Genomic DNA, 24,340 nt, shown 5'->3' on the forward strand with positions numbered 1-24,340 from the left:
GTTAGTCACCGACATTCTGGATAATTATCTGGTAGTGGAAAGCGTGCTGGGCGATCGACACAGGCTGACGCGTGCTACCTTTCGGCAGATAATCTATGCGTGTGATCGTATTGCCGTGGTTATCCAGTAACGTGCGGCGCAGTGGTTCATCTTTCAGTTGCCAGCCTGATGGCAACAACGGCTGCCAGCTTTCTACCGGCCAGTAGCTGAACATAATATCGGCCAGAACCTGATTTGCTGGAGGTAAACCGTCAATCTTTATCGCCTGTTCGGTGTGGATCCCTTGTTGATCGTAGACCACTTTGAAAAGGCGGATCCCAAGCGGGGAGAGACCCGCCAGCTGCAATGATTTTCCATCAGCGTTAAGCAACACCAGCAACGACTGCTGTTTGCCCTTCGCGGTCGCGGTCAACAGCTGCTGCTGATTCACCGGCGTTGCCAGCTGCGGTGATGGTAATTTTACCTGCACGCCAGGTTTCAGCCAGGCCTGCGGCAGCGTCCCGGCAGGAGGACGTGCCGCGCAGCCGCTAAGGGTAAGCATCAGGAAAGCCAGTACCGGGAAAGTAAATCGGGTCATTTTTTACGTCCTCTTTTTTTAACCGGCAGGGTCAACGGCGAGAGCAGGAAGGCGGTCAGAATGCCAAAACTCAGCACAATGCCGAAACTGCTGATCGCCTGCGTGGCGCTGAAGACCAGCATCCCGAAGGTCAGCAATGTGGTCACGACGGCCATAAAAATCGCAAACATTGAGGTGGTCGGCGTACCGCGCGGGTTGGTGAAAAACAGCGTGTAGTTGATGCCAATCCCCAGCACCAGAATCAGCGCCAGCAATGAAAACAGGTTGAGATTATGGCCGCTGTAGCCCAGTGCCGCGACACCCATGGCCAGCGAAAGAACGGTTGGCACCAGACAAATCAGCCCGTGTGGCAGGCGGAAACGCCAGAGATAAATTGCGGCGATCACCGCTACCGCCAGACTGAGCAGCCAGGTCAGGTAAACGCGATACTGGGAAAAGAGACTGCTGAATTCGGTTTTGCGGTCAATCCAGCCAGTGCCAGGTAATGACTGCGCCAGTGTGCCCATTGCAGCGCTGTCGTGTACGCCGTTCACCGGGATTAATGTGGCGCTGCGGCCATCCGGCAGGGAAAGCCATAACAGGCGCCAACCCTGACTGACGACGCTGTTAAGCCAGATCCGGGGATCCACGGTTTGCGGGCTCAGATCAGGCGTCGGTACACTGACGCCTGACTGTTGTAACTGTGTCACCACCTGTGGCGCACGTTGTCTGAGCAGTATTAAATCGCGCTGCTGCTGCGCCTGCGACGGCAACCCGATCGCCCGGTAGCCGTCGATCACGCCATCGGCTTTGGCCTTCGCCATTTTCGGCTTTAAGGCTTCGAGACGTTGCAGCGTTTGCTCCGCATTATCGCCATACACCACCAGCCATTTTTGATCGTTGGTTTGACCGGTCAGCGCGGCAATCTGCTGTTCCTGCTGCTGTAATGGAGCAGGCAGGGATTGCAAATCCGCAATATCATCATTGATGTTGAGCTGCGCAATGCCCCCTGCCGCCAGCAGGGAAATTGCTACCGGCAGACCGAGGCGCACCGCGTTTTGGCTGCGCCACGCAAGAAGCCAGCGGAAGATCAGCGCCAGTCCCGGCGTCGGGCCTAGCGGCAGACGTGTCGATAAATAGGGATACCAGCACATCACAGTAATGCATGCGGCGCTCAGCCCGGTGGCGGCAAACACCGCCAACTGTTGCAGGCCAGGGAATGGTGCAATCAGGAGCATCAGATACGCAGCCACCGTGGTCAGCAGTGCCATAGATAACGCCGGGAACAGCTTTCTCAGGCTTTCCAGCGGCGTGGTATTTTCACCGTGGACGCGCCGCTCAGTGAGGAAGTAAAGCGTGTAGTCGGCAGAAATCCCGACGATGCTGGTACTCAGCACCAGCGTCATCACGTGGATTTCACCAAACACCCACAGCGTAAAGACCGTACCTGCGAGCGCGCCAGTCGCGATGGAAAGCAGGCTTAACAGCATCGGCAGGACCGACCTGAACATTATCAAGATCAGAAGGAAGACGCCAATTACCGACGCGGCGCCAATGGTGGAAAGATCGTGTTCAGCCTGCTGGCTGGCGTAGTTACTGTAAAAAATCGTGCCGCGCGCCAGCACTTCCGCCCCCGGCCAGCGGGCTTCAAAAGCCTGCTTCACCGCATTCAGGCTGGCGACAGTTTTCTTGCCGGTGGTGATGTCGTACGACGAGGCTTTCAGTTCGCCATGCAACAAATACCAGCTGCGCCCCTGTTTGTCACGGGCCATCAGCCAGCCGCGATCGAGCGTCATCCCACCGCTGTTTTGCTGCTGTGCCATCTGCGAGGCACGGACAAGCAGCAGCGGATCGTTGGCAAGCTCTTTCCCGCTGACACCGGCAAACGCGGAGTACACCTGACCGAGGATCCACTGGCTTTGCGCTTGTGCACCCGTCGTGAAGCGCTGCCGGGTGGCATCGTCGAGCAAAGCGTTGCGATGCTGATAGAAAAATTTGCCCCATTCCTGCTGTTGCTGCGTATCCATCGGCCCTTCCACCTGACTCAGTTCAGGCAGCGCCCGCAGCTGTTTCAGCCAGTCGTTGAGCGGCGCAACACCCGTATCCGGCGGCGGGCTGACCAGCCACATCAGCTGGCGGTCGAGGCGCTGCGTAAAGCCATCAGATATGGCCTGCGGAATATCTTCGCCCTGCTGCTGCGGTAGAAGCGCCAGCACGCTGCTGTTGATCTGGCTGCGCGGCAATAGCCAGAACAACGCCGCCACCAGTAGCGCAATAATCGACAGCCAGCCTAGTGCCGCCCGGCGATGAAGATCAGGACGCAAAATGGCGTTTCTCTTCATCGGTCAGCGCGGCAGGTGAGGTTTTCTGATTGAAGAAGCGGATGTGGGTCGCGTCGCCCTGCATATCATCAATATCAATATTGTTCAGGAAAGTTTCGCCATGAAGCCGGATACTGCGAAACAGGCGGTTCAGCGGCGGGACTTTCGGCGTCAGTACCAACGTCCAGGCTCCCTTTCCAAGGTCAGTAAACCCCAGCGTAAAATTCTCCTCCAGCACGCGGCGGTCGGCATGAAAAAGTGCACCGAGCAGCGAGTTGAACTGGAACATCTGCGGATTATTGTCCGCCGTGACGACCTGCGGAGCCTGCCCCGCCATAACTTGCACCATGCGACTCTCAGTCAGTAATAAGGTCAGGCGGAAGGGTTTATCCTGCTGCCACCACAGCCCCTGCTGCTGGGCAATCACCAGATTCCCACTGGAGTTCAGTGGCTGCGCCATTCCGCTTATCGTTCGCTGCTGGGCAAATTCGGCGCGCAAAACCGGCACCTGGCTGAAACGCTGCTGCAAATCCTCCAGCGTGACCGCCTGAGCCGTGATGCTGAAAATAGTCAGCAGAATGAGCAAAAACGATTTCACTGACTGACTCCCGTTTTCTCGAACAACACTTGCGGCGAGACGAAACACATCTCTTTAGTTCGGGCATCCACCGCCACTTGCAGGGTGTAACCGGTTGTCGTGCGTTTGCCCGTTTCGATATCAAAGATCTGATAACCGATCCGCAAACGGTTTTCGATCTCCTCGAGCTGCGCGTGGACTTCAATACGTTGTTCGAATAACACTGGCGCGATGTATTTCAGGCGCGTGTCGACAATCGGCCAGACATAGCCAGAGGCCTGCATCTGCCGGTAGCCGTAATCGAACTGTTTCAGCAACTGTTCGCGGGCAATTTCAAGATAACGGAAATAATTACCGTGCCAGACGACGCCCATTGCATCCGCGTCGTGAAACGGCACGGTGATTTCAACGCGAGTGGAAAAACGCGGCTCGTTAAACCGGGGATCAAGTTTGGACGTCATATCAGTCAGGTTTCCTGTCAGAGGCATCATCCACAGGATGCTGCCAGAAATCATAAAAATTGAACCAGTCATGAGGTGCAAGCAGGCTGTAATGCTCAAGACGTGCGGCGTAGCGGTCAACCGCCTCCTGCAATGCCGGCAGACGATTAGCTCGCGGAAGGGAAAGCGGGTCAGCAAAAGACTCACAATAAATATGCAGACGCTGGTGCTGCATGATGCCAAACATCAGCATGACGGGCGCATGCAACGCGGCGGCCAGAATAAATGGTCCTTGCGCAAAGGCGGCTGGCTTACCAAGAAAATCACTCCAGATGACACGGGAATGTTCACCGCGCTGGTGCGAACTGGCAGAGGTACGATCGCCGACAATCGCCACCCATTCTCCGGCATCGAGCTTTTGCTGCAAAAGGATGGCGGTATCCGGCCCCATTCTGCTCACCTGTATCAGATTCACTACAGCCTGCGGGTTGATCTCTTTCATCACCTGATTAAAACGTTCGGCATTGTCGGTGAAAACCAGCGCATTAACGGTGATTTTATGGTTCAGTGCGCCGATTGCACGGCAGGATTCAATATCCCCCAGATGAGAGGCCAGGATCAGCGTGCCGCGACCGGTTGCAATCTGCGCCTCGCAAATCTCAGGGTTCACCAGCACGGCGTCGGTCAGGGTGTTATCACCCTGCCAGCTTGCCAGTTTACTGAGCATCGACTCGCCGAATCGCATGAAATGCCTGAAGGTACTGAGAGGATAAGGCAGCGAGATATGCCGCTGTGCGGCAGTTTCACGAATGCGGTCAAGATAGCGGGCGGAAGCCTCGCGCTGAGTACGTCCGGTCAGCCAGAAGTAACCGATTACCGGATAAAGCAGCGCGCGAAAGGCGCGGTGTCCGAGCAGGCGATAGACGTTGAGCATCAGGCGGATGCCCCATAGTCCCTGCCGTTCTGGCGTGTCTGACCAGTGTTCGTTACTTTGCGAGTGTTGCCGCAGCAAAAACGGAATGCGCGGCAACATGCCAAAGAATAGCCGGGTGTGCATCCACGAGATCTTGATGTTGTCTTTTACCGCATCGAAATGTGAGAGGCCATCCGCAGGATAGGTAACCCGCGTCGGCAGGAAGCAGCTGCGCGTACCCTGCCAGTAAAGACGCACCATAATTTCCGTATCAAAATCCATCCGCAGACCCAGGCGGTGTTTCGCCATCAGCGCCAGACACGGTTTCAGAGGGTATACGCGAAAGCCGCACATACTGTCTCGGATCGAGAAAGACAGGGTTTCGACCCAGACCCAGAAATGAGTGACGTAACGGCCATACAGCCGTGATTTCGGCACGCTGTCGTCATATACCGGCTGGCCGGAGATCAGGCAGTCCGGGTGGTGACGGGCTTCCTGCAACATCGCGGGCACGTCTGACAGCTGATGCTGGCCGTCCGCATCGACCTGAATGGCATGCGTAAACCCTTTTTCTGCCGCAAGCTGTAGCGCTGCCATCACCGCCCCGCCCTTGCCCTGATTCGACGGCAAACGCGTCAGGCGCATCCAGGGTGTCATTGCGGCCAGACGTTGCAGTTCATCGGCAGTCGCCGCATCACTGCCATCATCCACCACTAAGCACGGCAATCCAAAAGGCCGGAGACGTTCCAGCACGTTTGCCATCATCGCCCCGTGGTTGTAACAGGGAATAATCAGGCAGGGAGAAAATTCATCGTGCGGATTCATGGGCATAGCGTGATTTTTCCGCTGCTGGCGATAGCCTCACCAAGACTATAACGAAAAACCAGTCGGTGCTTTCCTTTCAGCCAGTCGATCTGCACATTGACAATTTCACCGGGTAACAGAGGTCGCTGAAACTTCACCACCTCCATACCGGAAAAGGATTTATCCAGCCCGAGCAACGTACTGGCATATTCCATCACCCAGTTGACCTGCGTGACGCCGGGCAAAATTGGCGAAGATGGAAAATGGCCACGGAACCAGAATAATTCCGCTGAGAGTTGCAGTTCAAGACTCAGGCTGGTATTGCTGATTTTTTGCTGGCTCAGCACCTCAGGCATCATCATAAAAAGAGTTCCTGTAATTCAGCCGCAGCGCGTTTGCCTTGCTGGTTAAGAGGGATTGCCGGAACAATGCGCCAGTAACGCGGGATTGAAACTGGGCAAAGCCATGCCCGCAGCGCCTGCCTCAGTTGGCCGATAAAAGGATTGTGCCCGAATTTGCGCCGTTGCTCTTCACCGGCCTCGCTCAGGACAAGCACGACCGCAACGCAGACCCGGCCCTGCTTTTCGAGCGTCAATGCGCAAGCTTCAGATACAAAAACCAGTCCGTACAGCCGCTGTTCAATCTCATTTAACGAAATCCGCTGCTCAGCGATCTTCACTATCCGGTCTTTGCGGCCAAGCAGGTTGAATTGTCGCTGATCTGGCAGGATTTCGACATCATCACTGAGGATTATACCGTCTGCCTGCGGGATCAGCGGAGACGTCAGGGCGAGATGGCCGTCAGCGCAGCGTCTAAAATGAATGTCGTCGAAAAGCGTCCAGGGAGCATTCGGCAGACGGTGTGCGATTACCCCAGTCTCGGAAGTGCCATAGATTTCTATGGGAGCACAACCGCAGGTAGCTGCAGTCAATGCAGAGGCTTCGTGGTGAAGAGGGCCACCGGCAGAAAAGACGAGTCGGAGCCTGGCGATTTTCAATGCAGGATCAAGCCGCTTGAGAAATGCCGGGCTGCTGATAAGCACTAATGAACGGACAAGCGCAAGAGTCTGCAATTGTTCGTGGTATTCAATACTTCTCGCATAGAACGGCATACCGAGAGAAAGCGGCAGCATAAAGGCGAATGTCAGACCATACATGTGATGCGGGGCAACGGTAGCGGTAAAATACGCACCTTCGAGATCTTCGCCCCAGAGAGCGGCGAGCCACAGACTTTCGCGTTCCAGACTGGCCACCGGTTTTATAATTTTTTGTGGTTTTCCGGTCGATCCTGACGTAAATAAAATCAGCGAGGCGTTGCATGGCCATTCGGGCAAAGGAGAAAGAAAAGTTGCTGCCTCACAGGGATAGATGAGTATCGGACAACCCAGCTCAAGCGGGAGATCGGTGATCAGCGCATCAAATTCATCCCGCTGTTCAGCCAGAACGGCTTGACGAAAATGACCGGGCAATACCGGCGTTTTACCACTGTAGAGTAGGGCCAGCAGCGCCACGGCAAACGCATAGTTATCCTCCAGACAAACGGCCCAGCGAAGTTGCGGTTCGGCGCGCAGCTTATCGATAAGCGACAAAACATCACGGCGAAACTCGCTCTGACGCCATTCCCGACTTTCGCTCCAGGCGATCAGGCGATCGTCACTTCTATGCGGGTTTAGCCATTGGTTCATTGGGAGCGTCATGATCGTTGCAGGCGCTTTCTGACTGTCCATTCAATACCCATCAATAAGCCAATTAGCAGATAACTTATCCCGCCATTATAAAGCGCCCACAGAGCTACATCGCCTTTGAGGCAGGTATATAAAGCCAGAGAACCATTACACACAAAGAAGATGCACCAGACTTGCGTCACGCGCCGGGTATAAATTATTCCGGCGCGCGGTAAATCAGGTTCACTGAGCCGGGCAAGACGTTCGACGATCGATTGCCTGGCATACAATGAACTGAAAAACAGAATAAACAACAGTACATTTACCGCGACCGGGTAATACAACAACAGGGAGGTTTCGCGTAAAAGGACGCTGATAGCAACCAGTACAATACCCGCCACCGCAATCGCTTTACCCAAAAAAGTCAGCTGGCTGAGCTTTCCGCGAAAGGTCAGTAAACGCAGAATAAAAACGCTTCCAAGTAGCGGTGCAAGAATGCCGATCCCCCAGGTTTTTAATCCACACCAGACGGCCATCGGGTAGACAACCATCGCCACAATGGTTACCCATCGGATAATCGAGGCGACAGAATCCCGGGTTGTAGACACGTCAGTTACTGAGCATGTGTGTTAAGTAAGTCATCGATAGCATCAACCACGTCCTGAACAGTGCGTACTGATTTGAACATTTCAGGCTTAATCTTTCTGCCGGTGGTTTTTTGCAAATGAACAACCAGGTCCACAGCATCAATGCTGTCTAATTCCAGATCTTCATATAATCTGGCATCCGGTTTGATATCACTTTCGTCAACTTCAAACAGCTTGATTAATAACTCGCTAATTTGATTGTAAATTTCTTGCTTTTGCATAGGAATCTCTTTAACCACGCTGTACTGATATAAACTGGGCGAGGCTTTCTACAGAATAAAAATGCTGACGCATTTCCTGACTTTCTGCCGAAAGCGTTACGCCGTATTGCTTTTTAAAAGCCAACCCTAATTCAAGGGCATCAATAGAATCGAGTCCCAACCCATCACCGAAAAGCGGCGCCTCTGTTTCTATCTCATCCGGCGTCATTCCCTCCAGATTGAGGGTTGTAATGATCAGTTCTTTTATCTCGTGACTTAATGAATCCATGACTTATTTCTCGTTATCCTGAATATTACTGCGCATCAGTTCAGTGCGTAAATACTGTGTCAGACGCCTGGCTGCTAAGGCCGGTGAAAGGTCATGGTCATCCAAAAAATCCATTGCTTTCACTTTATCGGCAATCGTAATGACAAATTGAGGTTTTACAGGCGGTATTTCGTACCACTTCCCATGCTTAGTCAGCATCGGCGGGTGGCAGGAGATATGCACAATTCGCACATCGCTCCCCGCCCGTACCGCAATGTTCGCGGCCCCACGTTGCAGAGTCATCGGCTGGCCGGGCAAAGAGCGCGTTCCCTCTGGGAATATTAATAACGTTCCACCCGCCTGCAAACGTGCCTCGCACGCCAGTAACAAAGCATCCGAACCTGCATTCACCAGATACCCCGCTGCTTTAATAACGCCACGCAAAAAAGGGTTCTGCAATAAAGCCTGCTTCACAATGCAATCACAGCGTGGCATACGCGATGCGAGGATCACATAGTCGAGAAGGCTTGGGTGGTTTGCCACGACCAGACAACCGGCGTCCTGCTCAAACTTCTCTTCTCCGATAAACCGAAAGTCCATTACCCCGAACATACGCAATCCGCCAAGGAAGAAACGGAAACTGTTACGAATGCTGTTCAATGTCATACGGTGCAACTTTTCCGGCTGATGGACGATCAGCCGCAACAGGTTAAACCATATGATAGAAAGCAACAGCCCACCAATTCCGAAAAGCGCGAAAAAGAGACCCGTTATTGTCCATCGCCACATCCTGTTCGCAAGGGAAGAAACTTCATGGGGTAATACAGAGATATTTCTCACAAAGTGCGCACCCAGTGCCAGCGGTGACGAGTATCCGCATCGACGTTAAAGGAAGGAGACGATGAAAGGTAACCCCGCAGGAATTGCAAACTCTGGGGAATGGTAACCGCATCATTATCAATCGGTGATGATACGTTGCTACATTGCAATGTATCACCTGCGGCTAATATTATTCCTACAGCATAAGGTAAAAACTCAGAATTCACCGATTTGTCATACATCGGCGGTATTTCACCTTCGAAGTCAATCAACATTACCCGGTTAGCGCCGCCAGCCAGCATCGATTGTGCCTCGAGTAATCCCTGCTGAAAGCTGTCTTTTCCTGCCGCCAATGATGTGACCGGCAGCGGATCCTTGCTAATAATCGTCAGCCAGCCGGCAGCGGTATTATGTACTGACATCGAGAAATCTGTCGGAGAAATCGATTGCTCATCAGCCAGCGCGTGCAGTATTCGTCCTGTGCGCTCGAGCTCACCGTGGCGACTGGTAAAAATGGCAGCATTAATGGTATGCGAGGCGAGTAATGAAAGTCCTGTATTCACAGCCAGTCGGCTACCGATACTCATACGCCGAGCAGACATCATCGGGATCTGGGATATTTTTGGGGTTTCTCCGGAAAACGCATTGATATCAGGCTGATTAGCCCACTGGATCCAGTTTTCGCACTTGTCGATTCCAGGAGCGAGAGCTCGCCAGTCAAGTATATCCAGTGAGAATTTCATGATGAGTTATCTTTATAAATTTGCCGAGTTAAGACTTTATGATATTTGATTGAGCGTTGCATCTGCAATCTATCGGAAAGGTACGGCGTATTGAAAATTTTTTAAGTGGTTGTACTCTTTATATATTATCACTGAGTATTAGAATTTAAAAAACTCTATTATACCGGTAAATAGCACGAGTTATTTTTAACAATTAATCAAACTAATCATAAACAAGAGAGAATAATAATCATGAAATAGAGAAATAATCATTTTAATATTTCATTTGGTTTATTTTGTTTGTGATCAGATGAGTGGTAGTCATTAATGAATTTTTTTTACTGCATATTGCTCAGAAAAAGTGCATGAGAATTGAAATAGAGAGGTACTTTAAACCTAAAGTCACAAAAAATGCAAAAAACCCTGAATCTTACGATTCAGGGTCTATGCAATTAGTGGCGGAACGGACGGGGCTCGAACCCGCGACCCCCTGCGTGACAGGCAGGTATTCTAACCAACTGAACTACCGCTCCACCGGTTCTTTCACTCGCGTCAGAAAACGTCTGATACAAGTTTGTTCCTGTTATTTTCCTTGTCAGGGGAAAAGGAACTAATTTGATGCCTGGCAGTTCCCTACTCTCGCATGGGGAGACCCCACACTACCATCGGCGCTACGGCGTTTCACTTCTGAGTTCGGCATGGGGTCAGGTGGGACCACCGCGCTACTGCCGCCAGGCAAATTCTGTTTCATCCATACCGCATTGTGCTATACACACCCCGCCGTACGAACCAATCTCGGAACATTCGCTGAAAATCTACTTCTCCACGCTCGCGCGCAGCTGAGTCTCTCTAAAAACACCTTTGGTGTTGTAAGGTTAAGCCTCTCGGGTCATTAGTACTGGTTAGCTCAATGCATCGCTGCACTTACACACCCAGCCTATCAACGTCTTAGTCTTAAACGTCCCTTCAGGTGGCTTAAAGCCACAGGGAAGACTCATCTCGAGGCAAGTTTCGCGCTTAGATGCTTTCAGCGCTTATCTTTTCCGCATTTAGCTACCGGGCAATGCCATTGGCATGACAACCCGAACACCAGTGATGCGTCCACTCCGGTCCTCTCGTACTAGGAGCAGCCCCTCTCAATCTTCCAACGCCCACGGCAGATAGGGACCGAACTGTCTCACGACGTTCTAAACCCAGCTCGCGTACCACTTTAAACGGCGAACAGCCGTACCCTTGGGACCTACTTCAGCCCCAGGATGTGATGAGCCGACATCGAGGTGCCAAACACCGCCGTCGATATGAACTCTTGGGCGGTATCAGCCTGTTATCCCCGGAGTACCTTTTATCCGTTGAGCGATGGCCCTTCCATTCAGAACCACCGGATCACTATGACCTACTTTCGTACCTGCTCGAGCCGTCACTCTCGCAGTCAAGCTAGCTTATGCCATTGCACTAACCTCACGATGTCCGACCGTGATTAGCTAACCTTCGTGCTCCTCCGTTACTCTTTAGGAGGAGACCGCCCCAGTCAAACTACCCACCAGACACTGTCCTCACCCCGGATTACGGGGCCGAGTTAGAACATCAAACATTAAAGGGTGGTATTTCAAGGTTGGCTCCACGCAGACTGGCGTCCACGCTTCAAAGCCTCCCACCTATCCTACACATCAAGGCTCAATGTTCAGTGTCAAGCTATAGTAAAGGTTCACGGGGTCTTTCCGTCTTGCCGCGGGTACACTGCATCTTCACAGCGAGTTCAATTTCACTGAGTCTCGGGTGGAGACAGCCTGGCCATCATTACGCCATTCGTGCAGGTCGGAACTTACCCGACAAGGAATTTCGCTACCTTAGGACCGTTATAGTTACGGCCGCCGTTTACCGGGGCTTCGATCAAGAGCTTCGCATTGCTGCTAACCCCATCAATTAACCTTCCGGCACCGGGCAGGCGTCACACCGTATACGTCCACTTTCGTGTTTGCACAGTGCTGTGTTTTTATTAAACAGTTGCAGCCAGCTGGTATCTGCGACTGGCTTCGGCTCCGAGAGCAAGTCTCTTCACCTACGTGCCAGCGTGCCTTCTCCCGAAGTTACGGCACCATTTTGCCTAGTTCCTTCACCCGAGTTCTCTCAAGCGCCTGAGTATTCTCTACCTGACCACCTGTGTCGGTTTGGGGTACGATTTCGTGTTACCTGGAGCTTAGAGGCTTTTCCTGGAAGCATGGCATCAACTACTTCACCACCGTAGTGGCTCGTTATCACGCCTCAGGGTTAATATGCAACCGGATTTACCAAGTCACACCCCCTACACGCTTGAACCGGGACAACCGTCGCCCGGCTAGCCTAGCCTTCTCCGTCCCCCCTTCGCAGTAACACCAAGTGCTGGAATATTAACCAGCTTCCCATCGACTACGCTTTTCAGCCTCGCCTTAGGGGTCGACTCACCCTGCCCCGATTAACGTTGGACAGGAACCCTTGGTCTTCCGGCGTGCGGGTTTTTCACCCGCATTATCGTTACTTATGTCAGCATTCGCACTTCTGATACCTCCAGCAACCCTCACAGGTCACCTTCGACGGCTTACAGAACGCTCCCCTACCCAACAACGCCTAAGCGTCGCTGCCGCAGCTTCGGTGCATGGTTTAGCCCCGTTACATCTTCCGCGCAGGCCGACTCGACCAGTGAGCTATTACGCTTTCTTTAAATGATGGCTGCTTCTAAGCCAACATCCTGGCTGTCTATGCCTTCCCACATCGTTTCCCACTTAACCATGACTTTGGGACCTTAGCTGGCGGTCTGGGTTGTTTCCCTCTTCACGACGGACGTTAGCACCCGCCGTGTGTCTCCCGTGATAACATTCTTCGGTATTCGGAGTTTGCATCGAGTTGGTAAGCCGGGATGGCCCCCTAGTCGAAACAGTGCTCTACCCCCGAAGATGAGTTCACGAGGCGCTACCTAAATAGCTTTCGGGGAGAACCAGCTATCTCCCGGTTTGATTGGCCTTTCACCCCCAGCCACAAGTCATCCGCTAATTTTTCAACATTAGTCGGTTCGGTCCTCCAGTTAGTGTTACCCAACCTTCAACCTGCCCATGGCTAGATCACCGGGTTTCGGGTCTATACCTTGCAACTTGACGCCCAGTTAAGACTCGGTTTCCCTACGGCTCCCCTATTCGGTTAACCTTGCTACAAAATATAAGTCGCTGACCCATTATACAAAAGGTACGCAGTCACCCAACAAAGTAGGCTCCCACTGCTTGTACGTACACGGTTTCAGGTTCTATTTCACTCCCCTCGCCGGGGTTCTTTTCGCCTTTCCCTCACGGTACTGGTTCACTATCGGTCAGTCAGGAGTATTTAGCCTTGGAGGATGGTCCCCCCATATTCAGACAGGATGTCACGTGTCCCGCCCTACTCATCGAACTCACAACAAGTGCATTTTTGTGTACGGGACTATCACCCTATACTGTGCGACTTTCCAGACGCTTCCACTAATGCACAAACTGATTCAGGTTCTGGGCTCTTCCCCGTTCGCTCGCCGCTACTGGGGGAATCTCGGTTGATTTCTTTTCCTCGGGGTACTTAGATGTTTCAGTTCCCCCGGTTCGCCTTGCATGGCTATGTATTCACCATGCAATAGTGTGTCGAAACACACTGGGTTTCCCCATTCGGGTATCGTCGGTTATAACGGTTCATATCACCTTACCGACGCTTTTCGCAGATTAGCACGCCCTTCATCGCCTCTGACTGCCTAGGCATCCACCGTGTACGCTTAGTCGCTTAACCTCACAACCCGAAGGTGTCTTAAAGACATCATCGCGCTGCGATTATTTGAGAGACTCTATTACAGACAAAAGCACCACTCAGTACTTCTACGGAGAGTGATGTTCAGCTGTAATCTTTCAATTTTCAGCTTGTTCCAGATTGTTAAAGAGCAATATCTTAAACACGACTCGTTAAAGTCATCTTTAAGATATTCAGGTGATAATGTCTTTCACACATTATCGGAGTGGCGTCCCCAAGGGGATTCGAACCCCTGTTACAGCCGTGAAAGGGCAGTGTCCTAGGCCTCTAGACGATGGGGACACGAAAAATCCGCACCAGACCCCGTAAAGGGCTTGGCACTTTTCGCATCAGCGTAAGGTCTCCCTTACCGCATCAACAGGTGCTCTTGCTCATTAATTTCATCAGACAATCTGTGTGGACACTGCACAATGCGTATCTTTAGGTAAGGAGGTGATCCAACCGCAGGTTCCCCTACGGTTACCTTGTTACGACTTCACCCCAGTCATGAATCACAAAGTGGTAAGCGCCCTCCCGAAGGTTAAGCTACCTACTTCTTTTGCAACCCACTCCCATGGTGTGACGGGCGGTGTGTACAAGGCCCGGGAACGTATTCACCGTAGCATTCTGATCTACGATTACTAGCGATTCCGACTTCATGGAGTCGAGTTGCAGACTCCAATCCGGACTACGACATACTTTATGAGGTCCGCTTGCTCTCGCGAGTTTGCTTCTCTTTGTATATGCCATTGTAGCACGTGTGTAGCCCTACTCGTAAGGGCCATGATGACTTGACGTCATCCCCACCTTCCTCCGGTTTATCACCGGCAGTCTCCTTTGAGTTCCCGACATGACTCGCTGGCAACAAAGGATAAGGGTTGCGCTCGTTGCGGGACTTAACCCAACATTTCACAACACGAGCTGACGACAGCCATGCAGCACCTGTCTCACGGTTCCCGAAGGCACTAAGCTATCTCTAGCGAATTCCGTGGATGTCAAGAGTAGGTAAGGTTCTTCGCGTTGCATCGAATTAAACCACATGCTCCACCGCTTGTGCGGGCCCCCGTCAATTCATTTGAGTTTTAACCTTGCGGCCGTACTCCCCAGGCGGTCGACTTAACGCGTTAGCTCCGGAAGCCACGCCTCAAGGGCACAACCTCCAAGTCGACATCGTTTACAGCGTGGACTACCAGGGTATCTAATCCTGTTTGCTCCCCACGCTTTCGCACCTGAGCGTCAGTCTTTGTCCAGGGGGCCGCCTTCGCCACCGGTATTCCTCCAGATCTCTACGCATTTCACCGCTACACCTGGAATTCTACCCCCCTCTACAAGACTCTAGCTTGCCAGTTTCAAATGCAGTTCCCAAGTTAAGCTCGGGGATTTCACATCTGACTTAACAAACCGCCTGCGTGCGCTTTACGCCCAGTAATTCCGATTAACGCTTGCACCCTCCGTATTACCGCGGCTGCTGGCACGGAGTTAGCCGGTGCTTCTTCTGCGAGTAACGTCAATCGCTGCAGCTATTAACTACAGCGCCTTCCTCCTCGCTGAAAGTGCTTTACAACCCTAAGGCCTTCTTCACACACGCGGCATGGCTGCATCAGGCTTGCGCCCATTGTGCAATATTCCCCACTGCTGCCTCCCGTAGGAGTCTGGACCGTGTCTCAGTTCCAGTGTGGCTGGTCATCCTCTCAGACCAGCTAGGGATCGTCGCCTAGGTGAGCCATTACCCCACCTACTAGCTAATCCCATCTGGGCACATCCGATGGCGTGAGGCCCGAAGGTCCCCCACTTTGCTCTTGCGAGGTCATGCGGTATTAGCTACCGTTTCCAGTAGTTATCCCCCTCCATCAGGCAGTTTCCCAGACATTACTCACCCGTCCGCCGCTCGTCACCCAGAGAGCAAGCTCTCCCGTGCTACCGCTCGACTTGCATGTGTTAGGCCTGCCGCCAGCGTTCAATCTGAGCCATGATCAAACTCTTCAATTAAAAGTTCGATTTGCTTAAACACGTTAAGCGGTGCTCAAAGATTACTTCGTAATAATTCAACTAAATGAATTACTGCTTGGTCACTCTAAGACTTGATATTTTTTTGCCACCGAGGTGGCTGATATCGTCTTGTGAGTGCCCACACAGATTGTCTGATAAATTGTTAAAGAGCAGTGAGTTACGCGCTTTCGCTTGGCAACTCGAGGTGGCGTATATTACGCTTTCCTCATTCAGTGTCAACCGTTTATTTCGCCGGATGCCGCTGTTTTTTAATCTTTCCCGACCCGGTTACTTCGTGATGTTGTTCACGTTGTTCCCTGTCGATGGAGCGGCATTATAGGGAGTTCGATTTTAATGGCAAGCGAATAAACACAGTTTTATTTCGTTTGCCGTTTTTTTACCCAAAGACCGTTATTTTAGTGCTTTTGCTATAAAGGAAGGTAAAGCAGCAAGACTTTCAAGTACTGCGTCTGCTGCACTTTCACTTTCCGCTGTGACAGGCTTACCTGTACGCACTAAAATCTTAGTCCCCACGCCAGCAGCGGTAGCTGCCTGCATATCTTCAAGCTTGTCGCCCACCATATAAGAAGAAGCCATATCGATATTCAGCTCTTCTTTCGCCGTTAAGAACATCCCTGGCATAGGCTTACGGCAGTCGCAAATCTGAGTAAACTCTTTCACAGAGCCGTCAGGATGATGCGGACAGAAATAGATGCCATCAAGATCGACACCACGGTCGGCGAGAGACCAATCCATCCACTCCGTCAGTGTCATAAACTGATCTTCGGTAAACTTGCCGCGTGCAATTCCCGATTGATTCGTCACTAACACGAGTAAGAAGCCCATTTCCTTTAACTTTAGGCAGGCATCGATAACACCATCGATAAACTGGAATTCATCGATTTCATGTACATAGCCGTGATCGACATTCAAAGTGCCATCACGGTCTAGGAAGATTGCTGAAACAGGTTGTGCCACGTATTTGCTCCTGATGGCTGATTAACGCCATCAGTATCGCATGTTTTCAAGGTCAGTGAGAATGTTAACCTGGTTGACTTAGACGTCTAGACGCCTTAGCATCCACGACATGCTTCGAGGGTTGCCCTCGCAGAGTTAAATTCACCATGTCACGGCAAAAAGACACAATAAAAAATAATATGATTAAACTTTCAAATATCACCAAGGTTTTCCAGCAGGGATCGCGCCAGATCATCGCGCTTTCTGACGTGAGTCTTCACGTCCCTGCAGGACAAATATATGGCGTGATTGGCTCATCTGGCGCAGGTAAAAGTACGTTAATCCGCTGCGTCAATTTGCTGGAACGCCCGACTGAGGGCCAGGTATTGGTCGATGGTCAGGACCTGATGTCCTTTTCAGAAAAAGCATTGACCCGTGCACGCCGTCAGATTGGCATGATTTTTCAGCACTTTAATTTGCTGTCATCACGCACGGTCTTTGGCAATGTCGCACTGCCGCTGGAGCTGGATAATCTCTCCGGTGCTGAAATTAAAAAACGCGTTTCGGAGCTGTTGAAACTGGTTGGACTGGAAGATAAGCATGATGCCTACCCTGCCAACCTTTCCGGTGGGCAGAAACAGCGTGTGGCGATTGCACGCGCACTGGCGAGTAATCCAAAAGTTTTACTGTGTGATGAAGCGACCAGCGCATTGGACCCGGCAACCACCCGATCCATCCTGGAATTACTGAAAGACATCAACCGCCGTCTGGGATTAACCATCCTGTTGATCACCCATGAGATGGATGTCGTAAAACGCATTTGTGATCAGGTTGCGGTGATAAGCGACGGCAAACTCATCGAGCAGGATAAAGTGAGTGAGATGTTCTCACATCCTAAAACACCGCTAGCTCAGCAGTTTATTCAATCAACGCTGCATCTGGATATTCCGGAAGATTACGCAGTACGTCTGGTGCCTGCGCCAGAACAAGGCCGTGTGCCTTTATTACGTCTGGAGTTTACCGGTCAGTCAGTGGATGCCCCGCTGCTTTCTGAAGCCGTACGACGCTTTGATGTAAACAATAATATTATCAGTGCTCAGATGGATTATGCCGGTGGCGTGAAGTTCGGGATTATGCTGACAGAAATGCACGGTTCAGAAGAAAACACTCAGGCAGCGATTGAGTTCCTGCATGAGAATCAGGTGAAAGTTGAGGTACTCGGTTATGTCTGAGGCAATGATGTGGTTAATGGGCCGGGGTATCTGGGAAACTGTCATTATGACACTCACCTCTGGCTTCTTTGGGTTTGCGCTCGGGCTGCCATTTGGTGTGCTGTTGTACGTCACCCGTCCGGGGCAAATTGCTGAGAACAAAAATGTCTATCGCGTGATGTCGGCGCTGGTGAACATTTTCCGGTCGATTCCTTTTATTATCCTGCTGGTCTGGATGATTCCATTCACCCGCGTGATTGTAGGCACCTCCATCGGTTTGCAGGCAGCAATTGTTCCGCTGACCGTGGGCGCTGCGCCATTTATCGCACGTATGGTGGAGAATGCGCTGCTGGAAATTCCAAGCGGTCTGGTTGAGGCTTCCCGTGCAATGGGTGCTACACCAATGCAAATCATCCGCAAAATTCTGTTACCGGAAGCCTTGCCGGGTCTGGTTAACGCGGCCACTATTACTCTGATCACTTTGGTCGGCTATTCCGCGATGGGCGGTGCAGTAGGTGCCGGCGGTCTGGGACAGATTGGTTATCAGTATGGTTATATCGGTTATGACGCGACTGTCATGAACACGGTATTGGTCCTGTTAGTAGTTTTAGTGTATTTAATTCAGTTTTGTGGTGACCGCATCGTAAAAGCGGTCACGCATAAATAACGAAATAACAACTGTAAAACGTAACCCTGCGAATGATTTTTATCCGCTTATTGAGGAAAGGACATGTCAAACAAATTTAAATCCATTGCTGTCGTCGGCGCGCTTCTGGGATCGCTGGCTTTAGTGGGCTGCGGACCCAAAGAACAAGATCCAAACCATATTAAAGTGGGCGTGATTGTCGGTTCTGAGCAGCAGGTAGCTGAAGTTGCACAAAAAGTAGCGAAAGAAAAATACGGCCTGGACGTTGAACTGGTGACCTTCAACGATTACGTTCTGCCGAACGAAGCGCTGAGCAAAGGTGATATCGACGTTAACGCCTTCCAGCACAAACCTTATCTGGATCAGCAGATCAAAGACCGTGGTTACAAACTGGTGCCGGTCGGTAACAGCTTCGTATACCCAATCGCGGGCTATTCCAAGAAAATCAAATCTATTGATGAACTGAAAGAAGGCGATCAGGTTGCATTGCCAAACGATCCTACTAACCTCGGCCGTTCTTTACTGCTGCTGCAAAAACAAGGTTTGATCAAACTGAAAGACGGCGTTGGCCTGCTGCCAACCGTTCTTGATGTGACTGAGAACCCTAAAAACCTGAAACTGGTTGAGCTGGAAGCCCCCCAACTGCCACGTTCACTCGATGATGCCAAAATTGCACTGGCGGTGATCAACACCACTTATGCCAGCCAGATTGGCTTGACACCAGAGAAAGACGGTATCTTCGTTGAAGATAAAAACTCACCGTATGTGAACCTGATTGTTGCTCGCGAAGATAACAAAGACGCTGAAAACGTGAAGAAATTCGTTCAGGCTTACCAGTCTGATGAAGTGAACGCTGCGGCGAATAAAATCTTCAACGGCGGCGCAGTGAAAGGCTGGTAATTCTGCTCTTCAGGAACTCAGTGTAACGCCTGAAAATTCCAATGAAATCTAGATTTCATAAATAAGTACAAGGCGGGCATATGCCCGCCTTGTTATTTTCTCAATACCTTGGTTCAATAACGCCACATTCATTCCTGTAAACATATTAAAAAGCAGAGGATTTACCATGCGTGCTTTACCTCTCTGTTTGTCGGCACTTTTGCTGGCGGGTTGTTCCCTGACTCAACACACACAGCCAACAACCACTGCACCTGTTGTTAAAGAAGAGCCAAAACCCGTTAAACCAAAACCGGCTCCAGTTCGCCCTGCGCCAGTAAAACTGTATAAAGATGCAGAGGCACTGGTCGGCACACCATTCCGTGACTTAGGCGAAGTCTCTGGGGAATCATGTCAGTCCGATCAGAATGACGCTCCGCCGAGCCTGCCCACAGCACGTAAAAGAATGCTGACCCGGGCGTCCTATATGAAAGCCAACGCAGTGCTTTTACATCAGTGCCAGATCCTTGGCGGTGTACCGGGCTGCTTCCAGCAGGCAATTTGTCAGGGCTCTGCCCTGAACGTCACCTTTAAATGACCTCATTTTCTTTTGAGCAAATAGGGACCATCCATTCGCCCTATAAAGAGAAATTTGCTGTCCCCCGCCAGCCTGGTCTTATTCAGGATGGCGGCGGTGAATTACATTTGCACGCGCCTTATAACCAGCCCGAAGCCATTCGCGGGCTGGAAGAATTCAGCCATCTCTGGGTGATGTTTATTTTTCACCAGACGATGGACGGTGGCTGGCGTCCGACAGTGCGCCCTCCCCGCCTCGGCGGTAACGCGCGAACCGGTGTATTTGCCACACGCTCAACCTTCAGGCCCAATCCGCTAGGGATGTCTTTGGTTGAGCTGAAAGGGATCCACTGTCAGGGGCAAAACGTCATTCTGCAGCTCGGCAGTCTGGATCTGGTCGATGGCACACCGGTGATAGATATCAAACCGTATCTGCCCTTTGCGGAAAGCTACCCGGATGCGCGTGCAGGCTTTGCTCAGCACGCGCCAGAGGCCGATATGGCGGTAGAATTCTTGCCGCAGGCTGAAAAGCAACTGGCCGACCACGTCCATCAGTACCCTCACCTGCGCCGCTTCATCACGCAAGTGCTGGGGCAAGATCCTCGTCCGGCCTATCGCAAGGGCGAAGCCACCGAGCGTGATTACGCCGTTCGCCTGCTTGAGTTTAATGTCCGCTGGCGGGTTGCTGGCTCTGTGAATCAGGTATTGTCGCTCGACAAAGACTAATTTTCCTCTGCGTCTCTTTTGACAACATCAACTCGCTGGTAAACTAAACCACTTTTTACGTTTTGGCGGCTTTTAGCCGCCTGATTGCAATTTGCAGTACTAACGGAATCAACACATCATGCGTACTACTCAATATCTGCTCTCTACTCTGAAAGAGACGCCAGCCGACGCAGAAGTTATCAGCCATCAGCTGATGTTGCGTGCGGGGATGATCCGCAAACTGGCTTCCGGCCTGTACACCTGGCTGCCGACTGGCTTGCGTGTTCTCAGAAAAGTTGAAAACATCGTGCGCGAAGAAATGAACAACGCGAACGCCATCGAAGTCTCGATGCCCGTGGTTCAGCCCGCCGACCTGTGGCAGGAGAGTGGACGATGGGAGCAGTACGGCCCAGAATTGTTGCGTTTTGTTGACCGCGGCGATCGTCCGTTCGTACTGGGTCCGACCCATGAAGAAGTTATTACCGACCTGATCCGTAATGAAGTCAGCTCATACAAACAGTTGCCGCTGAACTTCTTCCAGATCCAGACCAAATTCCGCGACGAAGTTCGTCCACGCTTTGGTGTGATGCGTTCCCGTGAATTCCTGATGAAGGATGCCTACTCGTTCCACACGACGCAGGAATCTTTGCAGGAAACTTATGATGCGATGTACGCAGCCTACAGCCAGATTTTCAACCGTATGGGTCTGGATTTCCGTGCAGTACTGGCAGATACCGGTTCTATCGGCGGCAGCGCGTCTCACGAATTCCAGGTTCTGGCACAGAGCGGCGAAGATGACGTGGTATTCTCTGACTCTTCAGATTTTGCTGCCAACATCGAGTTCGCAGAAGCTTTGGCCCCGACTACACCTCGCGGTGCGGCGACTGAAGAGATGCGCATCGTTGAAACGCCAAATGCAAAAACTATCGCCGAGCTGACAGAACAGTTCCAGGTCCCGGTTGAGAAAACCGTGAAAACCCTGATGGTTCATGCAACTGCCGAAAGCGGCCATAAACTGATTGCTCTGCTGATTCGCGGTGATCACGAACTGAACGAAATTAAAGCAGAAAAAGTAGCACACGTCGCAGCGCCACTGACTTTCGCCACCGAAGCTGAAATCCGTGAAATCGTTGCGGCTGGCCCGGGTTCACTCGGCCCGATCAAACTGCCAATGCCAGTTGTTGTTGACCGTACGGTTGCTGCCATGAGCGATTTCAGCGCGGGAGCCAACATCGACGGCAAACATTATTTCGGCATTAACTGGGATCGCGACGCTGCGCTGCCAGAAGTGGCGGATCTGCGTAACGTAGTGGCTGGCGATCCGAGCCCGGATGGTCAGGGTTCTCTGGTAATCAAGCGCGGTATCGAAGTCGGTCATATCTTCCAGCTGGGCACCAAGTATTCAGAAGCGATGAATGCAACTGTTCAGGGTGAAGATGGCCGTAATCAGGTAATGACCATGGGTTGTTACGGTATTGGGGTAAGCCGTGTGGTTGCCGCCGCTATCGAACAAAACCACGACGACCGCGGTATCATCTGGCCAGATGCTATTGCTCCGTTCCAGGTCGCTATTCTGCCAATGAACATGCACAAATCTTTCCGCGTGAAAGATGCGGCAGAAGCGTTATATGCAGAACTGCGCTCACACGGCATTGACGTGATCCTCGACGATCGTAAAGAACGTCCGGGCGTGATGTTTGCTGATATGGAACTGATCGGTGTTCCGCATCACGTCGTGATTGGCGATCGTAATCTGGACGCTGAAGAGCTGGAATACAAGAACCGTCGCAGCGGTGAAAAACAAATGATCAAACAAAGTGATATCGTTTCTTATCTGCTGAGCCAGATCCCGCGTTAAGGATCGGCAATAGATCGTTGTAGATAAAAATGCCCGCATGAGCGGGCATTTTTGTTTGTGCTTTTAGTTTAACAGAAGTGCTACGGGCAAGCTTTGGTTGCATCAAACTTTACGTTTGCATCCGCCACCACGGCTTTCTGTATCTGCCCTTCTTCCATCGACGGTTCCGTCATGAAATGCCCGTCCATAGACACAAAAACCAGCTGATTTGGTGCCTTACGCGAAGCGAGATACCCCTGCTCCAGCGACTTGCTGGCTGACATCGGGAAAACTTTACCTGTCGCACAATCCTTGAAAGAAGCCGCATCGGCGCTGTATTGCATCATGCCGGTCAGCGGCATCGGCGTCTTCGGTAAACTCTGCTGTGTAGGTTTTAGCGTGTAATTGAGCGACGAAATAATCGGCGCACCACTGGTATCAAGCATTTCAAGATTTTCATCTTTCGGATGGAAGTAACGCTTTTCACCTTTCGCATCGGTCAGGACCAGTTTGTCAGCGGTTCTCGCCCAACTGCCATAGCTGGCGAAAGTCTGATCGCCGTCCCTGGTATCCTGATAAGTTTCCTGCAGAACATAAGTGCCGTCCTGTTGGAGGAATAATGATGTCTCCAGCCCGCCGCAATCGGCGCACGGCAGGACACCACTGTAACTTTGCTGCATCGCCTGCAACGGTTTTTCCTGATTGAAGGCAGCGGTATGGCAGCCGAACAGTGACAGCGCCCCGAGCGCCAGCACTGCGGTTATGATGATTTTTTTCACAGTTTCTCCCCTACTGCTTTTTCTGAGTGTTGCGATAAATATTGTCCTGCAACACGATATAAGGCTATCGAACTTTGCCCCGCAATGCTTTTGTCGCACCCTTGCGCACTTTACTTTCTACCCGACGAATTTTAGAACCCCGGGTCGGCTTCGTCGCCCGACGTGGCTTTTCCACTACCATCGCCTGCGTAATCAGATTACTTAAACGAGCCAGCGCCGCTTCGCGATTCTGTTCCTGACTCCGGGACTCCTGAGCCTTAATAACCACCCAACCGTCAGCCGTGATGGAGTGGTGATTGAACGCCATCAGCCGCTCTTTGTAATAGTCTGGCAAACTTGAGGCTTTAATATCAAAACGTAAATGTATTGCCGTTGACGTTTTATTGACGTTCTGGCCACCATTGCCCTGAGCGCGGATCGCCGTTAATTCAATTTCGCTGTCTGGTATTTCCATTTTTCCGGAAAGGATAAGCACACCGATTACCTTGCTTCTTTTACTATTGACTGTTTCCATTCAGAAAAATGAATTTCTAAATTACTCTGAGCATCGGAAAGCCAAATAGTTCCATCTTGCAAAGTCGCCTGTAAATCCATGGTTCTGCTGCCAAATGCGGTGAGCTGAGTCAGCATTTCATCATCGATATAACGGATGCGCAGATTTTCAAAACCTCTGACCTTGCCTTCAATTTGCGACCACCAGACTCTGGCAGCCCGCTCACCGTATGCGTAAAGCACCACTTCGCGCGACTGGTTACAGGCTCTTTTCAGACGCTTCTCATCGGGCAGACCCAGTTCGACCCACAGCTCAATACCGTTATGATCGTTTTTACGCCAGATTTCCGGCTCATCTTCCGCGCTCAATCCACGAGTAAATGTCAGCCGCTCATCGGCGTGGTAAATCCAGGCGAGCAGGCGCAGCATCATGCGTTGTTCTGTTTCAGAGGGATGCTGAGCCAGTGTCAGATTGGCGTCATGAAAGAAATTGCGGTCCATATCAGCGATATTGATCACTGCTTTATAAATAGTTGCTTTTAACGCCATGGGAAACCTCTTGATG

The 24,340-nt window shown here is 51.6% G+C and carries 22 protein-coding genes, 2 tRNA genes and 3 rRNA genes; 6 read left to right on the forward strand and 21 right to left on the reverse strand.

Features of this window, described 5'->3' with window-relative positions; genetic code table 11:
* Position 1: 1 nt before the first annotated feature.
* The 18 genes from GE278_16565 to gmhB all read right to left on the reverse strand — a co-directional run bounded on the left by GE278_16565 (position 2) and on the right by gmhB (position 16,674).
* A complete protein-coding gene (locus GE278_16565) occupies positions 2-577 on the reverse strand; it encodes a DUF3261 domain-containing protein (protein QLK62289.1) in 576 nt (191 codons plus the stop codon).
* Positions 574-2,880 carry an MMPL family transporter gene (locus GE278_16570; protein ID QLK62290.1) on the reverse strand — a complete coding sequence of 769 codons (2,307 nt, stop codon included), beginning with the start codon at positions 2,878-2,880 and terminating at the stop codon, positions 574-576. The genes GE278_16565 and GE278_16570 overlap by 4 nt, the downstream gene beginning before the upstream one ends.
* Positions 2,870-3,475, reverse strand: a complete 606-nt coding sequence (locus GE278_16575; GenBank protein ID QLK62291.1) for an outer membrane lipoprotein carrier protein LolA — start codon at positions 3,473-3,475, stop codon at positions 2,870-2,872. The genes GE278_16570 and GE278_16575 overlap by 11 nt, the downstream gene beginning before the upstream one ends.
* Positions 3,472-3,915 carry an acyl-CoA thioesterase gene (locus tag GE278_16580; protein QLK62292.1) on the reverse strand — a complete coding sequence of 148 codons (444 nt, stop codon included), beginning with the start codon at positions 3,913-3,915 and terminating at the stop codon, positions 3,472-3,474. Before GE278_16580 ends, GE278_16575 begins: the two co-directional genes overlap by 4 nt.
* Before the next feature lies 1 nt (position 3,916).
* The gene (locus GE278_16585; protein QLK62293.1) at positions 3,917-5,638 is read right to left on the reverse strand and encodes a glycosyltransferase; all 1,722 of its coding nucleotides are present in this window, start codon (positions 5,636-5,638) and stop codon (positions 3,917-3,919) included.
* On the reverse strand, positions 5,629-5,973 hold the full coding sequence (locus GE278_16590) for a hydroxymyristoyl-ACP dehydratase (protein ID QLK62294.1): 345 nt from the start codon (positions 5,971-5,973) through the stop codon (positions 5,629-5,631). The genes GE278_16585 and GE278_16590 overlap by 10 nt, the downstream gene beginning before the upstream one ends.
* On the reverse strand, positions 5,970-7,307 hold the full coding sequence (locus tag GE278_16595) for an AMP-binding protein (GenBank protein QLK63319.1): 1,338 nt from the start codon (positions 7,305-7,307) through the stop codon (positions 5,970-5,972). Before GE278_16595 ends, GE278_16590 begins: the two co-directional genes overlap by 4 nt.
* The gene (locus GE278_16600) at positions 7,304-7,852 is read right to left on the reverse strand and encodes a DNA gyrase subunit B (protein QLK63320.1); all 549 of its coding nucleotides are present in this window, start codon (positions 7,850-7,852) and stop codon (positions 7,304-7,306) included. The genes GE278_16595 and GE278_16600 overlap by 4 nt, the downstream gene beginning before the upstream one ends.
* A 35-nt stretch (positions 7,853-7,887) precedes the next feature.
* Positions 7,888-8,142 (reverse strand): acyl carrier protein, encoded by a 255-nt coding sequence (locus GE278_16605; protein QLK62295.1) that lies wholly within the window; start codon positions 8,140-8,142, stop codon positions 7,888-7,890.
* A 10-nt stretch (positions 8,143-8,152) separates the two neighbouring features.
* The gene (locus tag GE278_16610) at positions 8,153-8,410 is read right to left on the reverse strand and encodes an acyl carrier protein (protein QLK62296.1); all 258 of its coding nucleotides are present in this window, start codon (positions 8,408-8,410) and stop codon (positions 8,153-8,155) included.
* A gap of 3 nt (positions 8,411-8,413) precedes the next feature.
* Complete coding sequence (locus GE278_16615) at positions 8,414-9,178, reverse strand: 1-acyl-sn-glycerol-3-phosphate acyltransferase (GenBank protein ID QLK63321.1); 765 nt, start codon at positions 9,176-9,178, stop codon at positions 8,414-8,416.
* A gap of 47 nt (positions 9,179-9,225) precedes the next feature.
* A complete protein-coding gene (locus tag GE278_16620; GenBank protein QLK62297.1) occupies positions 9,226-9,951 on the reverse strand; it encodes a beta-ketoacyl synthase in 726 nt (241 codons plus the stop codon).
* Positions 9,952-10,386: 435 nt separating this feature from the next.
* Positions 10,387-10,463 (reverse strand) — tRNA-Asp (locus GE278_16625).
* A gap of 87 nt (positions 10,464-10,550) precedes the next feature.
* Positions 10,551-10,666, reverse strand: a 5S ribosomal RNA gene (gene rrf / locus GE278_16630).
* 117 nt (positions 10,667-10,783) lie between these two features.
* Positions 10,784-13,719, reverse strand: a 23S ribosomal RNA gene (locus tag GE278_16635).
* 215 nt (positions 13,720-13,934) lie between these two features.
* Positions 13,935-14,010: transfer RNA gene (locus GE278_16640), tRNA-Glu, on the reverse strand.
* A gap of 135 nt (positions 14,011-14,145) precedes the next feature.
* Positions 14,146-15,697 (reverse strand): 16S ribosomal RNA (locus GE278_16645).
* Together the 16S, 23S and 5S rRNA genes with 2 tRNA genes alongside form the textbook arrangement of a ribosomal RNA operon.
* A gap of 410 nt (positions 15,698-16,107) precedes the next feature.
* Positions 16,108-16,674 carry a D-glycero-beta-D-manno-heptose 1,7-bisphosphate 7-phosphatase gene (gene gmhB, locus GE278_16650; GenBank protein ID QLK62298.1) on the reverse strand — a complete coding sequence of 189 codons (567 nt, stop codon included), beginning with the start codon at positions 16,672-16,674 and terminating at the stop codon, positions 16,108-16,110.
* A 179-nt stretch (positions 16,675-16,853) separates the two neighbouring features.
* Between gmhB and metN the strand changes: the two genes are divergently transcribed.
* The 6 genes from metN (at position 16,854) to proS (ending at position 22,525) form a co-directional block, all read left to right on the forward strand.
* Positions 16,854-17,885: a methionine ABC transporter ATP-binding protein MetN gene (gene metN, locus GE278_16655; protein ID QLK62299.1), complete on the forward strand. Its 1,032-nt coding sequence runs from the start codon at positions 16,854-16,856 to the stop codon at positions 17,883-17,885.
* Entirely contained in the window at positions 17,878-18,531 is a 654-nt protein-coding gene (gene metI, locus GE278_16660) for a methionine ABC transporter permease MetI (protein ID QLK62300.1), read from the forward strand. The genes metN and metI overlap by 8 nt, the downstream gene beginning before the upstream one ends.
* Before the next feature lie 63 nt (positions 18,532-18,594).
* Entirely contained in the window at positions 18,595-19,410 is an 816-nt protein-coding gene (locus GE278_16665) for a MetQ/NlpA family lipoprotein (GenBank protein ID QLK62301.1), read from the forward strand.
* A 166-nt stretch (positions 19,411-19,576) separates the two neighbouring features.
* A complete protein-coding gene (gene rcsF / locus GE278_16670) occupies positions 19,577-19,984 on the forward strand; it encodes an Rcs stress response system protein RcsF (GenBank protein ID QLK62302.1) in 408 nt (135 codons plus the stop codon).
* On the forward strand, positions 19,981-20,688 hold the full coding sequence (gene tsaA / locus GE278_16675) for a tRNA (N6-threonylcarbamoyladenosine(37)-N6)-methyltransferase TrmO (protein QLK62303.1): 708 nt from the start codon (positions 19,981-19,983) through the stop codon (positions 20,686-20,688). The genes rcsF and tsaA overlap by 4 nt, the downstream gene beginning before the upstream one ends.
* 118 nt (positions 20,689-20,806) lie before the next feature.
* Positions 20,807-22,525 carry a proline--tRNA ligase gene (gene proS / locus GE278_16680; GenBank protein QLK62304.1) on the forward strand — a complete coding sequence of 573 codons (1,719 nt, stop codon included), beginning with the start codon at positions 20,807-20,809 and terminating at the stop codon, positions 22,523-22,525.
* Positions 22,526-22,605: 80 nt separating this feature from the next.
* On the opposite strand, the gene nlpE is transcribed toward proS, so the two are convergent.
* The 3 genes from nlpE to GE278_16695 all read right to left on the reverse strand — a co-directional run bounded on the left by nlpE (position 22,606) and on the right by GE278_16695 (position 24,324).
* Positions 22,606-23,283: an envelope stress response activation lipoprotein NlpE gene (nlpE, locus tag GE278_16685; GenBank protein QLK62305.1), complete on the reverse strand. Its 678-nt coding sequence runs from the start codon at positions 23,281-23,283 to the stop codon at positions 22,606-22,608.
* A gap of 64 nt (positions 23,284-23,347) precedes the next feature.
* Positions 23,348-23,758, reverse strand: a complete 411-nt coding sequence (locus tag GE278_16690) for an aminoacyl-tRNA hydrolase (GenBank protein ID QLK62306.1) — start codon at positions 23,756-23,758, stop codon at positions 23,348-23,350.
* 5 nt (positions 23,759-23,763) lie between these two features.
* Positions 23,764-24,324, reverse strand: coding sequence for a hypothetical protein (locus tag GE278_16695; protein QLK62307.1), 561 nt, complete (start codon positions 24,322-24,324; stop codon positions 23,764-23,766).
* Positions 24,325-24,340 lie beyond the last annotated feature (16 nt).

It is taken from the genome of Enterobacteriaceae bacterium Kacie_13, assembly GCA_013457415.1.
Classification (GTDB): Bacteria; Pseudomonadota; Gammaproteobacteria; order Enterobacterales; family Enterobacteriaceae; genus Rahnella.